The sequence below is a fragment of the Bacillus sp. FSL K6-2431 genome, assembly GCF_038005165.1.
GTDB lineage: Bacteria > Bacillota > Bacilli > Bacillales > Bacillaceae > Bacillus > Bacillus pumilus.
In genome coordinates, this window is the sequence record NZ_JBBOSQ010000001.1 from 391583 (window position 1) to 404040 (window position 12458).

At 40.3% G+C, this 12458-nt stretch carries 16 protein-coding genes; 5 read left to right on the forward strand and 11 right to left on the reverse strand.

Going from position 1 to position 12458, the window contains the following annotated elements; all coding sequences use genetic code 11:
- Positions 1 to 34 precede the first annotated feature (34 nt).
- The 8 genes from nrdF to MHH40_RS02035 all read right to left on the reverse strand — a co-directional run bounded on the left by nrdF (position 35) and on the right by MHH40_RS02035 (position 6210).
- The gene (nrdF, locus tag MHH40_RS02000; protein WP_003212452.1) at positions 35 to 1015 is read right to left on the reverse strand and encodes a class 1b ribonucleoside-diphosphate reductase subunit beta; all 981 of its coding nucleotides are present in this window, start codon (positions 1013 to 1015) and stop codon (positions 35 to 37) included.
- A 17-nt stretch (positions 1016 to 1032) separates the two neighbouring features.
- Entirely contained in the window at positions 1033 to 3135 is a 2103-nt protein-coding gene (gene nrdE / locus MHH40_RS02005; RefSeq protein WP_003212060.1) for a class 1b ribonucleoside-diphosphate reductase subunit alpha, read from the reverse strand.
- Complete coding sequence (gene nrdI, locus MHH40_RS02010) at positions 3095 to 3487, reverse strand: class Ib ribonucleoside-diphosphate reductase assembly flavoprotein NrdI (RefSeq protein WP_008360380.1); 393 nt, start codon at positions 3485 to 3487, stop codon at positions 3095 to 3097. The genes nrdE and nrdI overlap by 41 nt, the downstream gene beginning before the upstream one ends.
- A gap of 265 nt (positions 3488 to 3752) precedes the next feature.
- Complete coding sequence (locus MHH40_RS02015) at positions 3753 to 3965, reverse strand: hypothetical protein (RefSeq protein WP_003212415.1); 213 nt, start codon at positions 3963 to 3965, stop codon at positions 3753 to 3755.
- A 79-nt stretch (positions 3966 to 4044) separates the two neighbouring features.
- Complete coding sequence (locus MHH40_RS02020) at positions 4045 to 4374, reverse strand: YmzC family protein (RefSeq protein WP_309216751.1); 330 nt, start codon at positions 4372 to 4374, stop codon at positions 4045 to 4047.
- Between the two features lie 161 nt (positions 4375 to 4535).
- Positions 4536 to 4757: an RNA chaperone Hfq gene (gene hfq / locus MHH40_RS02025; RefSeq protein WP_003211269.1), complete on the reverse strand. Its 222-nt coding sequence runs from the start codon at positions 4755 to 4757 to the stop codon at positions 4536 to 4538.
- 25 nt (positions 4758 to 4782) lie between these two features.
- On the reverse strand, positions 4783 to 5739 hold the full coding sequence (miaA, locus tag MHH40_RS02030) for a tRNA (adenosine(37)-N6)-dimethylallyltransferase MiaA (RefSeq protein WP_340900608.1): 957 nt from the start codon (positions 5737 to 5739) through the stop codon (positions 4783 to 4785).
- 69 nt (positions 5740 to 5808) lie between these two features.
- On the reverse strand, positions 5809 to 6210 hold the full coding sequence (locus MHH40_RS02035; protein WP_050944948.1) for a YmaF family protein: 402 nt from the start codon (positions 6208 to 6210) through the stop codon (positions 5809 to 5811).
- Between the two features lie 104 nt (positions 6211 to 6314).
- Here MHH40_RS02035 and MHH40_RS02040 point away from each other — a divergent pair, with 104 nt between their 5' ends.
- From MHH40_RS02040 to erbB, 4 genes are all read left to right on the forward strand, one after another.
- A complete protein-coding gene (locus MHH40_RS02040; RefSeq protein ID WP_050944950.1) occupies positions 6315 to 6581 on the forward strand; it encodes a hypothetical protein in 267 nt (88 codons plus the stop codon).
- A gap of 112 nt (positions 6582 to 6693) precedes the next feature.
- Positions 6694 to 7236, forward strand: a complete 543-nt coding sequence (locus MHH40_RS02045) for a TetR/AcrR family transcriptional regulator (protein WP_050944952.1) — start codon at positions 6694 to 6696, stop codon at positions 7234 to 7236.
- 2 nt (positions 7237 to 7238) lie between these two features.
- Positions 7239 to 7556: an SMR family multidrug efflux transporter EbrA gene (gene erbA / locus MHH40_RS02050; RefSeq protein ID WP_003211368.1), complete on the forward strand. Its 318-nt coding sequence runs from the start codon at positions 7239 to 7241 to the stop codon at positions 7554 to 7556.
- 15 nt (positions 7557 to 7571) lie between these two features.
- Entirely contained in the window at positions 7572 to 7940 is a 369-nt protein-coding gene (erbB, locus tag MHH40_RS02055) for an SMR family multidrug efflux transporter EbrB (RefSeq protein ID WP_034662159.1), read from the forward strand.
- 47 nt (positions 7941 to 7987) lie between these two features.
- Here erbB and MHH40_RS02060 read toward each other — a convergent pair whose 3' ends face one another.
- A complete protein-coding gene (locus MHH40_RS02060) occupies positions 7988 to 8437 on the reverse strand; it encodes an OsmC family protein (protein ID WP_050944954.1) in 450 nt (149 codons plus the stop codon).
- 77 nt (positions 8438 to 8514) lie between these two features.
- On the reverse strand, positions 8515 to 9249 hold the full coding sequence (locus tag MHH40_RS02065; RefSeq protein ID WP_003211920.1) for a poly-gamma-glutamate hydrolase family protein: 735 nt from the start codon (positions 9247 to 9249) through the stop codon (positions 8515 to 8517).
- 585 nt (positions 9250 to 9834) lie between these two features.
- On the opposite strand from MHH40_RS02065, the gene MHH40_RS02070 reads away from it, so the two are divergent.
- The gene (locus MHH40_RS02070) at positions 9835 to 11160 is read left to right on the forward strand and encodes a S8 family peptidase (protein ID WP_050944956.1); all 1326 of its coding nucleotides are present in this window, start codon (positions 9835 to 9837) and stop codon (positions 11158 to 11160) included.
- Between the two features lie 91 nt (positions 11161 to 11251).
- Here the strand turns inward: MHH40_RS02070 and MHH40_RS02075 are convergent, their stop codons facing one another.
- The gene (locus tag MHH40_RS02075; protein WP_003211287.1) at positions 11252 to 12400 is read right to left on the reverse strand and encodes a Rap family tetratricopeptide repeat protein; all 1149 of its coding nucleotides are present in this window, start codon (positions 12398 to 12400) and stop codon (positions 11252 to 11254) included.
- Between the last annotated feature and the right edge of the window lie 58 nt (positions 12401 to 12458).

Sequence of the window (12458 nt, forward strand, 5' to 3'; positions counted from 1 at the left end):
AAACGAGTGATGCGTTTTGACTTTTACGCCTTACTTATGATTCATCTCCAAAGAAGAAGTCGTCATCTTTTAACGGCTCAACCGTTGCTTTTTTGTAGCCGTTCCCTTTCATTGAGAAGAAGTCATGCGATTTTGTTTTTGTATTGAGTCCGTTCAATACAATTGGATTGATCTCTTCTTCTTCAAAGTAAGGGGCAAATCCAAGGTTCATTAACGCTTTATTGGCATTGTAACGAATGAACTTTTTCACATCATGCGATAAATTGACTTGGTCATATATATCTTCCGTGTAATGAAGTTCATTTTCATAAAGCTCGTTCAAGAGGTCAATCGAGAAATCATATAGCTCTTTTTGCACGTCAGGTGTTTGTTTGTTGTAAATTTCTTGTGCTAATAATCCAACATATACACCGTGAATCGCTTCATCACGCAAAATCAAGTTGATGATTTCACCACTTTGCATGAGCTTTCCTTGTCCATAGAAATAAAGCGGGTAGTAAAAACCACTGTAAAATAGGAAGCTTTCTAAATAAACAGAAGCAACCATTGCTTTAAAGAGGGAAATCGGATCGTCCTTTTGAATCGAACGGTATAAACTGACAATCATATCTGCTTTCTTTTGCAAGAATTTATTCTTTTTGACCCATTCAAACACTTCACTGATCGTTTCAGTTGGTGCGAGTGTCATGAAGATATTTGAGTATGATTTCGCATGTACCGCATTTTCCATCATCGCCATAAAGTTTAATACTGCTTTACGCTGATGGCCTTCTACATGTTCAGCCACAATCGGCATCCCTGTATTTCCTTGTTCTGTATCAAGTAAAGTCAATCCAGCAAGTACCTTCATGTACGTATCTCGCTCTTTTTCACCTAGATATTTCCATGTTAAGAGGTCCCCGTTTAAGGAAATCTCTTCAGGAAGCCAGAACTGCTTCACATTTTGGTTGTAAAACATTTGTGTAAAATCATCTTCGTGTTTTGACCAGTTGGCTGCATCATAAATTTTTGTCACGTTAAACTCTCCTTTAATCAAACAACACAAGAAAGACAGCCTTCCTGCCCTGTATCCTTCGTTCTTGCATAATAAAGTGTCTTAATGCCTTTATGGTGTGCATACAGATCGATGCGGTTTAGGTCACGCGTTGTCATCGTATCTTTCAGGAATAGTGTAAAGCTGATTCCTTGATCGACGTGCTGCTGAATCGTTGCGATCATATCGACCACTTTAAACATATCCATATCGTACGCTTCTTTATAGAAGAACCAGTTTTGCGCTGAAAGACCTGGCATTGGGTAATACGTTTTGCTGTTGCCGTATGTTCTTTCTTCGATACGTTCCATAATTGGCATAACAGAGGCTGTTGCCGATTGCACATAAGAAATGGAACCTGTTGGTGCAATACATAAGCGGTAGCTATGGTACATGCCATTTTCCGCTACAAAGTCTTTGAGTGCTGCCCAGTCTTCTTTTGTTGGAATGTGCATGCCTTCAAATAATGCTGCTGCTTTTTCTGTTTTTGGTGTGAAATCATTCTCCACGTATTTATTGAAGTACTCGCCCGTTGCGTAGCCAGAGCCTTCATAACGATGGAATGTTTCTCCTTTTTCTTTTGCAAGCTCACTTGAACGTTTAATTGAATAGTAGTTCACCATCATAAAGAACGTATTCGCGAAATCTCTTGCTTCTTCACTTTCATAGGCCATTTGGTTTTGAGCCAAATACCCGTGAAGGTTCATCGCACCAAGTCCGATTGATTTCATCGCTTTGTTCGCTTTTCGAACAGCCGGTGCATTGCGAATATCTGTTGTTTCAGATACAAGCGTGAGTGAGTCTGTTGCTAGTTTGACCGTTTTTTCGATCGATTTGTTTTTCATGACATTCATGATATTTAATGAACCAAGGTTACAAGAAATATCAAGACCAATTTCATCTTCTTGATCATAGTCCGCGTAAGAAGAGACCTCTGAAGCTTGAAGCACTTCTGAGCAAAGGTTTGAGAATTTCACTCGTGAAATATGGTTTAATGCATGCTCTCTATTCACATTATCTTGGAACATGATATATGGATAGCCAGATTCTGAGCGAAGAACAGCCAATTTTTCAAGAAGCTTTCTCGGATTGACTTTTTCTTTTTTGATTTTCGGGTTTTCTACAAGCTCATCATACATTTCTTCCATGTCCATCTCATCAAGATGCTGTCCATATTCTTTATAGACTGTGTGCGGATAGAAGGTGTAAGCTGTTTTATCTTCTCTGGCAAGCTCGATAAATTTATCCGGGATGACGACACCGATGGACAATGTTTTCACACGCACATCTTCATCTGCAGAGATTTTTTTTGTATCTAAGAAATCATTAATATCTCTGTGGAAAATATTAAGGTAGGCACTACCTGATCCTTGTCTTTGTCCCATTTGATCTGCATATCTGAATGCATTATCAAGAAGCTTCATCACGCCGACGACACCTTTTGTCGCGTTTTCAACATCTTTAATTGCTTCGCCTTTTGCACGAAGCTTTGACAAGTTCAAGCTGACGCCGCCGCCTAATTTTGAAAGCTGCATTGAAATATCAATCGCTCTTGAAATATCGTTTAATGAGTCATTCACTTCAAGCAAGAAGCAGCTCACAAGCTCACCGCGTCTTTTACGTCCAGCGTTTAAGAATGTTGGTGTACTTGGCTGGTATTCCTGATTGATCATCAGTTCTACAAACTCAAGGGCTTTTTCTTTATCTCCGCCCGCAAAGAAAAGCGCTACAACTGAAATGCGGTCTTCATAGCGTTCAAGGATTTTCTTTTTATCATTTGTTTTCAGTGCATAGTCGTTGTAAAACTTAAACGCACTCATGAATGATGGGAATCTAAATTTCTTCGCATATGCAGCTTCGAATACCTCTTTAATATCTGCCATGCTGTATTGTCTTAAAAATTCTTCCTCATAGTAGTCGTTTTCTATTAAGTAATCAATCTTCTCTTCTAAGTTGTGAAAGAAGACTGTGTTTTGATTAATATAATCTACGAAATAACTATGTACAGCTTCTTTGTCCTTATCGAACTGAAACTTTCCTTCTTTTTGAATCATAATCTCGTTATTTAATTGTATCCACTTTGGAACCTGATTTTGTGACAATTCTTTCTACCTCCTGTGTAAACAATTCAACATCCCTTTTTGTTCCGCTTAGTTCAAAGGTGTGCAAAATAGGAACTTGATATTGTTTAGAAATCGTATCGGCGCTTTTGGCAAAATTATCTCCCCATACTTTGTTTCCACTCACCGCTACACCTAGTAAAAGGTGAGCATTTTTCTCTAAAAAGGATTGAGTAGTACTAGGGACTTGTCCAAATCCTGTCGTAAAGGTGACGAGAATAAACGGCGTATCCAAAAACTCTTCTCCAGTCAATTTTCGTTTGTCTGTAAAAGGGGTCTTGTCCAAAAAGCGTTGAACATTTCCTGTTTTTGAATCAAATACGATTTGAATCAATTCCATCACGACCTAGTTTTTAGTATTGTTGATCATTTCGTTATTCACTATATATAGTATACTATGTTTTTTCAAAACACAACATATAGATGTTCGAAACGAAAAAAATCAACCAACCCGGCCGAACATTCATAGCCGAACTCGTACGTTCAAATAAATAGAGCAGAACAGGATCTAAAAATAGACTGCTCTACTCTCTATTCAACTGAAACCGAAATCTATCATAACACGAAAAAAAATCGCTTAGTAGACTAGACTTTTTGTTTTATTTTTTGTAGGCATCGCACTGTAAATCTTCTGACACTTCTGTAATTTCCACTTCAACACCTAATTCTTTTAGCACCGCTTCAAGCGCAGAGACGATTGAAGCTTCTCTGACTAATTCTTTCCCATTTACAGAAACGCTTGTTCCATATTCAAAACAGGAGTCGTCTTCACAAGTTTGTTCCCAATGATTAATTTTAATTTTGTGTGTCATGAACTCATCCTTTTCTGTCTAGATGTCTGATGCATGATTATAGTGTAGCGACTTCACATTCATTTGTAAATTTACGTGCTTACTCTTCTACAGAATCGTCATCATCATCATCTTCGTCCCACTCATCTATGTATTTTGTTTTAATAAGGGTCAGTTCTCCCTCTTTTTCATCAAACCGGTACACATGTACTTCATCATCTTTCACAACAGCAAAGTGATTATTTTTTAGTGCAACAGCTGATTGTAATAGGCCATCTATATGTCCATGATCATCTTGATTAGAATAGTTATGCCAGCTTTCCTGTCTTGATTCAATGTTTGAAATGGCGCATGATCCAAATAAGACAACAATCCCAATCAATAGAAGGATCACTCTAATCCTTCTTAATTCAAGCTCTGCATTTTCCATATCGCTTCCCTCACCTTTCTTCATATCCAATAAGGGATTATACGCAAAATAGACAGAAAGGTTTCACGGCATGCAAAATAGCCCCTCTGCACTGACAAAAAACGTAGCGGGTTCCGGCCGGTTTATTCGCAGATGCATGGGGCTATTAGGTCGAACATATCCTATTCTAATTCTAGATTTACATTCTTTTGAGGTGCAAATGTAGAAATGGCGTGTTTATAAATAAGCTGCTGCTTCCCTTCTGTTTCAAGCAGCACCGTGAAATTGTCAAAGCCTTTCACTTGACCGCGAAGCTGAAAGCCATTCAGTAAGAATACTGTAACAAATGTATTGTCTTTACGAATTTGATTCAAAAATTGGTCCTGAATATTAATCGGTTTCATGTTTCGTCCTCCTTGATTCTGATAACTACAGTTTCGCTTTAAGTCCAAGCTTTCCTGCTATATATGCGAAAATTTCCCCTTTTTTGTCTGAAAAGTGGCAAGGCGGTGTCATGTCGAACCAAGTGACATCCATTTTATTACGGAACCACGTGAACTGACGCTTCGCATATCTACGGGAATTTTGCTTTAATTGCTGGATAGCTTCATCAAGTGAGCAGTCACCTTGAAAATACGCATACAACTCTTTATAACCAATCGCTTGAACCGATTGACAATCCTTCAAGCCAGATTGATAAAGTGCGCTCACTTCCTCAATTAAGCCTTCATCTATCATCATATCAATTCTTTGGTGAATGCGCTCGTACAAAAGCTCTCGATCCATTTTGAGCCCAATGAAGGCTGTATCATAAAGAGGAACTTCTTGATGACCATTTTGCATCTCCGACATTTTCTGACCTGTTGTATGGATCACTTCCAGCGCCCGGATCACGCGGCGGACATTATTCGGATGAATGGCTTTTGCAGCATCAGGGTCTACTGCTTTTAGCTTTTCGTGCAGCTGAAGGGAGCCATGCTGCTGTTCAAACAGCGCCATTTCTTCTCTAAAAGCAGGGTCACTTTTCTCATCGGTAAATGTGTAATCATATAAAACAGATTGGATATACAAACCTGTTCCGCCGACAATCATGGGTGTTTTCCCTCTAGCGGCAATCTCTTTGATTTTCATACGGACCAGCTGCTGAAATTCAGCTGTAGAAAAGGATTCGGCCGGCTCTTTAATATCAATTAAGTGGTGCGGGACACCATCCATTTCTTCAGGGGTGATTTTAGCTGTTCCAATGTCCATTCCTTTATAAATCTGCATAGAATCACCACTGATAATTTCTCCATTAAATGCTTTGGCTATATGTATGCTCAGTTTTGTTTTGCCGACAGCCGTCGGTCCTACTAATACAATCACTGGTTGTTTCGTTTTTTTCATAACATCACTCTCTTTTACAAACTGCCTACAGTATAGCATAACTTCTCTTTCTCTCCTATATAATGCCTATCACCAGCCGAGTGGTTCATTTCCGACCACTTCATATGTTTTTCCTTTAAAACGATGGGTATGCGTTGGCCTCTCTTGATCTGGACTATAGACGACACCTCCGTATCGGATGGGGACAGGATCTGTATAAGCAGAATACGTGACCTCCTGGATTTCGTGATAATGTGTGCCATCGGCTCTTGGGATAGCAGGTCCTGTGATGCCATAGTATCTGTGAAAATGGCCTCTTTCAAAAGAGGTGACCCCGCGATAGTAATGCGTATGCTTGTCAGTACTGCTTCCATTTACAGGCTGAGAGATCCCTTCAATTAAATGATAATGCTCTTCTGTTATATCCGTTCGTGCTTTATAGGCATGAGCATGCGGCGGACAATTTGCCCAATCAGATGGATACAGGCCCATTTTTGACATTCCTCCTTATATTAGGCGGTCACCCAAACACATGTAGGCCATTTGAATACACTGATGTCAGTTACAGTGATTTTATGTGAGAGGAGCCTTTTTTTATGAATTATTTTGAATCACCACCGTTTATTCAAGAAGACATGAGAAGACCTTTTGGATTTGGACGCCCTGGGTTTGGTTTTGGAGGCCCAGGATTTGGTTTTGGAAGACCTGGATTTGGTTTTGGGAGACCTGGATTTTTTGGAGCTCCATTTTTAGGTGGTTTTACCGGAGGACTACTTGCTGGGTCCCTGCTTGCTCCAGGCTATGGCTATGGGTACCCTTATCCGCCTCCGTACCCGCCATATGGACCATACCCTTATTATTAAACATGTCTTTTAAGTGAAAACAACCTTTCATAAAATGAATCGATTGACACACTAGTTTTTCATGGGTTAACATTTACTTTACCGACCGTTCAGTAAAGTAGGTGTTTTTTTTATGTCTAAAACCAAAAAAGAGCAAATTTTTGAGGCAGCTGCTCGTACGATTTTAAAAGAAGGATTAAGTCAGCTTACCCTTCAACATGTAGCAGAGCATGCACATATGACCAAGGCCGGCCTGCTTTATCATTTTTCAAGCAAGGAAGAGCTCATCCAAAAAATGAATGAGCACGCGATTGTCTGCTTTCGTCAGCAGCTTGAGTCGTATCAGGAAACATACAAAAACGAAAAGGCTCCTTATGTACGTGCATATATTTTGGCGACATTAAATGATCTTGATATGCAAAACACGACCCAGTTATGTACAAGTATGCTGGCCACCATGTCATTTGATGAAGCGTTATTGAACCCTTGGCGTGATTTTTATGCAGAGTTCAAAGCGAAAGCAGCTGAGGAAATCAATGACCCTGCATTGAGCCAGCTGATCCGCCTTTCATGTGATGGAATATGGTTTTCAGAAATGTTTCAGCTTGAACCGCTGAACCGAGAGGAAAAAACCCTTTTACTTCATCGGATTTTACACCTATTAGAGGAGGGATAATCATGATCCTCGGATATCTTTTTCTAGCTGTGGCTATTTTTTCAGAAGCCATTGGCGCCGTGATGTTAAAATTCTCAAATGGCTTTACTCGCTTTAAGCCTAGCGCTGTCGTTGTTGCTGGGTATACACTTGCCTTTTATATGCTGTCATTGACACTGAATATCATTCCGCTTAGCATGTCTTACGCAACATGGTCTGGGGTTGGTACAGTCCTCACGGCTATTTTTGGCGTGCTTTTTTTCAAAGAAACCTTGAACCAAAGAGCAATCATTGGGATGGCGATGCTTGTCTCAGGAGTCGTACTTTTAAATATGTCATAAAGGATGTGAGAGATCATGAAAGGAATGCTCTATTTAACAGGGGCTATTTTGACAGAGGTTTTTGGCAGTACGATGCTGAAGCTTTCCCAAGGTTTTTCGCAACTGCTGCCGAGTATTGGGGTCCTGATCGGATTTGGGTGTGCCTTTACCTTCCTCAGTCTGGCACTTAAAACGATTGACCTTTCGTCTGCTTATGCAACATGGTCTGGCGTTGGAACAGCACTCACTGCTCTTATCGGACTCGTGCTGTTTAACGAAACCATTCACATAAAAGGCTTCATCGGTCTTGCACTAGTGATATGCGGCGTGATTGTCTTGAACCTGTCAAAAAAACAAAAGGAAGAAAACAAAGAACAAATCGATCAAACCGAATGGACGTCATAAAAAAAGTCATTTTCTCCATTTCATTAAGAGAAAATGACTTTTTGTTTTTACCCGCCGACTTGAATGGTTTCTTCTAAGGAAATGTCCACATTTCCTTGAACAGCTCTTGAGATCATACATGAGCTTTCGGCTTTGTGCGCGAGCTTGCGGGCCAGCTCAATATCTTGCGGAGAAGCAGAGGCTTTGAGGATGATGACAGGCCGGTGAATGATTTTTTCATATGTAAACACACCATTTGTCACATCTACGACAGCCTCAGAACTCATTGTGAGATCCTCTTTTTCTAATTGGCTCCGCTCCATCATAGCGGCAAGTGTAATAATATAACACGTAGCCGCTGCACCTAAGAGCATCTCATCTGGATTTGTTCCGATGCCGGGACCGTCCATTTCTTTTGGAATTGAAATCTTCGTTTTTAACTGTTCGCATGAGATTGTACCCACATCGTTACGCAGGCCAGGCCAGCTCGCCTGAAGATGAAAATGATGACGCGCCATATTCGTCTCTCCTTTTGTTATCACTTTTTATAGTGTAACAAGAATTCACGCTGCTTGTCTTAACATGTGCACCATCTTTATGTATATTCCTCATCCAGCACTGTCCGAATCGCCCTGACATACCGGTAGAACGTCTCGTTTTTTGTACTCGACCGCCGCCGAAAGTCAAAACTGTCAAATAAAGCTTCACGCTGACTTCTACTAATCTCTAACTGTACACTTTGCCCTGTTTTAGTAAGATTATTAATATTATGATTGCTTGTTCCACTCAGGGTTGCGTGTGCGACAGCCAGTTCAGCAGAAAATCCGTTCCGCTCTAATGAGTTCACTATTTTTTCTGCACGGTCGTAATCTGTTCCGCCAACGAGCGTATGGTCAATGCCTTCCTCACCTTTGTATCCATGCACTGCTAAGATATAATCGTGTGCTTTTGCCTGCGCGACGCCGACTGGCTCATCAAAGTTTGTACTTGTCACATGAAGTTCTGACGCATTCTCTCTTAAACCTTCAAACAAATACGTAGAGAAATCATTATCGAAAAAATGGACGATCTCACTCACGCCGCCTTCAATTCTCCCGCCATGGGGTGACATCACAAGAAGACGGCTTCCAGGCACTGGGTTGGCTGTAATTTGATAGCTGCTTGTTGATTCGTTTTCTTCCAGTTCTTTAAAATTGCGATAAATATCATTTGAACCGCTTTCGTCTTCCCCACCTGATGACAATGGCTCATCATGTTCCTGTGCTTGCATTGTATAATAAACGCCCCATCCGATCGCAAGCAGGAGAAGCAAAGCAAAAAACTTCTTCATTCCCGTTCTCCTTTAACAGATTTCTAAGCCGTTTCTATGATTTATATTGAATCATCATTTCTTTTCATTTTTTCCACTTTTTCTCTTCAAATTTGATCATAACACTCTAGATCATGAGATTCCTCAAAAATAAGATAATTGCATTTATATACACAGAAACGCCTCTCGTCTTTGAAAACAGAGTTAGAATAGTATGACAGACAAACGAAGTTATGTTTAAAATGACCTAGTTCTATCCAGTCTGTTTTCTTTAATTCGGCTTGTTTTTATATGGATTTGATTTTTTTCCTCTGTGACAAGTCACATTTGTATGAGCATTGACCCTGTCTAACCCCTCCTTTTTTTCTGCAAAATCGTTTGTTTCACCGGTTCTCTAAGAAGAACTCTCCCACCTATCATCGGCTGATTCTACATGTTTTCCACCTTTTTCTATTATTTTACAAAATGTAAGCGCTTTTCTTTTTCATCAGAAATGAGTAAGCCGCCAATATGAAGAAAAGAAGGGACAAGAATCCGAACAAAGCAGCTCTCATTCTCATAACGTAAGAGTGTACAAGAATGGATAGCTAGAATGGAGGGCATCACATGTTTGGATTTTCTATGGTGCAAATGGTCAGGACACATGCTAGTAAACTAGATCAGCCTTTAAGAGAGACCGTCCTTCACCTTTATAAACCTTTTAAATGGACGCCATGCTTTCTTCATCGTTTCTTTGAAGGAAGATTAAAGAAGAGAAAGAAGCTTCGTGTAATTATTGAATTTAAGGAAGACGCGGTCGAAGCAGGGATTCAAAGCACAAAACAGCTCATGAAAAAAAGTAGAAAAACAAATATCAAACGGCACTTTTCACATATCGACTGCTGCGCTGCAGACATAACACCGGCCGCTTTAGAGGAGCTGTTAGCAAATGGTGAGCATATTCGTAAAATTTATTTAGACCGGAAAGTTCATGCACTTCTGGATGTGGCCACACAAGCCAGTCACGCGGATGAAGTCTTCCGCAACGGTACAGCCTTAACAGGGGAAGGCATTACGGTCGCTGTCATTGATACAGGAATTTATCCGCATGAAGATTTAGAAGGAAGGATTCGCGATTTTGTGGACTTAGTCAAGCAAAAAACAAAGCCTTATGATGATAACGGGCATGGTACTCATTGCGCTGGAGATGTAGCTGGAGACGGAGCGGCCTCAGATGGCTTGTACAAAGGACCTGCTCCAAAAGCTCATTTAATTGGCGTAAAAGTGTTAAATAAACAAGGGGCTGGATCGCTTTCTACTATTATAGAAGGGGTTGAATGGTGCATCCAGTTCAATGAAGATCACCCTGATGATCCGATTCATATTATGAGTATGTCACTAGGCGGAGATGCTCAGCGTTATGATGACGAACAGGACGATCCGATGGTGCGTGCTGTCAATGCTGCTTGGGATCAAGGCATTGTAGTATGCGTCGCAGCCGGAAACTCTGGTCCTAACAGTCAAACGATTGCGAGCCCTGCCGTCAGTCAAAAAGTGATTACGGTTGGCGCTTTTGATGACCGGAATACACCAGAATCAAACGATGATATCGTGGCACCATTTTCAAGCAGAGGTCCTACTGTTTATGGTGAGACAAAGCCTGATATCCTTGCACCAGGAGTAAACATCGTCTCTCTCAGATCACCAAGATCCTTTCTAGATAAACTCGACAAATCAAGCAGAGTCGATGATGATTACACGACGTTATCTGGCACATCTATGGCAACACCGATTTGCGCTGGTATTTGTGCTCTTCTATTAGAGCATTCACCAGATTTAACGCCCGATGAGGTCAAAACCCTGTTAAAAGAAAATACAAGCAAGTGGTCTGGGGATGACCCGATGATTTACGGGGCAGGTGCCATTGACGCAGAAAAAGCCATCAAAGAATAAATAAAAAAGCCCTTTACGTTGATTCGTAAAGGGTGTTGTTTTTGTCTGTTATTACGTGTGAAGTCTTTCATCTACTTGATCAGCTGACATGTTATGCTTCGTTCTCATACATCTCATCTCCTTTTTGAATGTGCGTACGCGCTTCGATCACAATCTCAAAAAAAGTGGAGGATTCCTTGTACATGTCGCGTTCCTTATAATAATTAGCCGCATCAAGTGCTAATTCCTCTAAATCAGCAAACATTTTTTTGCTTCGCAGTCCAAATAGTGCCGATCTTAATTGCTCACAGCTGTCTTTTTCTATATAAAGCGCCTGTAAAAATTGAAATTTCAACTGATAAATTTCATCTTCCAATAAACAAGCCTCGTTCATTCCTTTACGTATAGCCTCACCCGCCCGCTCGATATCTCCGAGTTTAAACCAGGTAAGAGCAAGTGAAAATAATGATTTGATCATCGTGGATGCTTGATCTTTTTGATAAAGGGAAATGGCTTGTTCAAAAAAGACTGTCGCTGTATGGTACGTTCCCATACTATAATGACAAGCTCCTAAGTTATTAAGAGCCATCGCTTTAAAATAAGATGTGCACTCTTTCCGCTCCATCGCTTCACAAACCTTTAACGCTTTTTCTAAGTAAGGAAGCGCTTTTTGGTGCTGACTCACATCAATACAATTACCTGCCATGACAAAATCACATTGAATGCTTCTTTTTCCATAAAGCTGATGTTTCTTATAAATGTCTCTCGCCTTTTTAGCATAATGCATGGAGAAATAAGTTTGTTTCATATGATAGTATACTTCAGCGATTTTATAGTAAAATTCCGCTTTTTCAATCTCATCTGTCACTAAGATCAGTTGATGTTCCGCATGCTTGTAATAGGAAATGGCCTCGATGTATCGGCGCTGGATAAACGCATACATTCCATGAAAAAAATGAAAGTAATAGCCAAGTAAGCCTGTCATCTCATCTTCTCCATCTTCCATTTCTTTCGGAAAAGACACGGCTTGAAGTGTTTCACTCCCTGCATGGACTGGCGTTAAATGCTGAAGCATCAGTTGATGGCGAAAATCCATTAGAGAATAATATAGAAGCAAATCTTGATCCTCTTCCATCTCATGAATTTCTTCTTCAACAAGGCGCTTCATATCGTTTGCTTGTTCGACTTCAAATTTGCAAATATGCGTGTACCATTGATTGATCTTTACACCTACTTCGGAAGATGGTATTTTATGTGCCATCCACTTCAGCCCCATTCTATCATATCAAACTGATAACTATTATTTTACATAATTTATG

Coding starts and splice junctions, on each gene's coding strand:
- MHH40_RS02015 (WP_003212415.1), bottom strand. CDS start 3,965: ATGACACACAAAATTAAAATTAATCATTGGGAACAAACTTGTGAAGAC.
- MHH40_RS02020 (WP_309216751.1), bottom strand. CDS start 4,374: ATGGAAAATGCAGAGCTTGAATTAAGAAGGATTAGAGTGATCCTTCTA.
- hfq (WP_003211269.1), bottom strand. CDS start 4,757: ATGAAACCGATTAATATTCAGGACCAATTTTTGAATCAAATTCGTAAA.
- miaA (WP_340900608.1), bottom strand. CDS start 5,739: ATGAAAAAAACGAAACAACCAGTGATTGTATTAGTAGGACCGACGGCT.
- MHH40_RS02035 (WP_050944948.1), bottom strand. CDS start 6,210: ATGGGCCTGTATCCATCTGATTGGGCAAATTGTCCGCCGCATGCTCAT.
- MHH40_RS02040 (WP_050944950.1), top strand. CDS start 6,315: ATGAATTATTTTGAATCACCACCGTTTATTCAAGAAGACATGAGAAGA.
- MHH40_RS02045 (WP_050944952.1), top strand. CDS start 6,694: ATGTCTAAAACCAAAAAAGAGCAAATTTTTGAGGCAGCTGCTCGTACG.
- erbA (WP_003211368.1), top strand. CDS start 7,239: ATGATCCTCGGATATCTTTTTCTAGCTGTGGCTATTTTTTCAGAAGCC.
- erbB (WP_034662159.1), top strand. CDS start 7,572: ATGAAAGGAATGCTCTATTTAACAGGGGCTATTTTGACAGAGGTTTTT.
- MHH40_RS02060 (WP_050944954.1), bottom strand. CDS start 8,437: ATGGCGCGTCATCATTTTCATCTTCAGGCGAGCTGGCCTGGCCTGCGT.
- MHH40_RS02065 (WP_003211920.1), bottom strand. CDS start 9,249: ATGAAGAAGTTTTTTGCTTTGCTTCTCCTGCTTGCGATCGGATGGGGC.
- MHH40_RS02070 (WP_050944956.1), top strand. CDS start 9,835: ATGTTTGGATTTTCTATGGTGCAAATGGTCAGGACACATGCTAGTAAA.
- MHH40_RS02075 (WP_003211287.1), bottom strand. CDS start 12,400: ATGGCACATAAAATACCATCTTCCGAAGTAGGTGTAAAGATCAATCAA.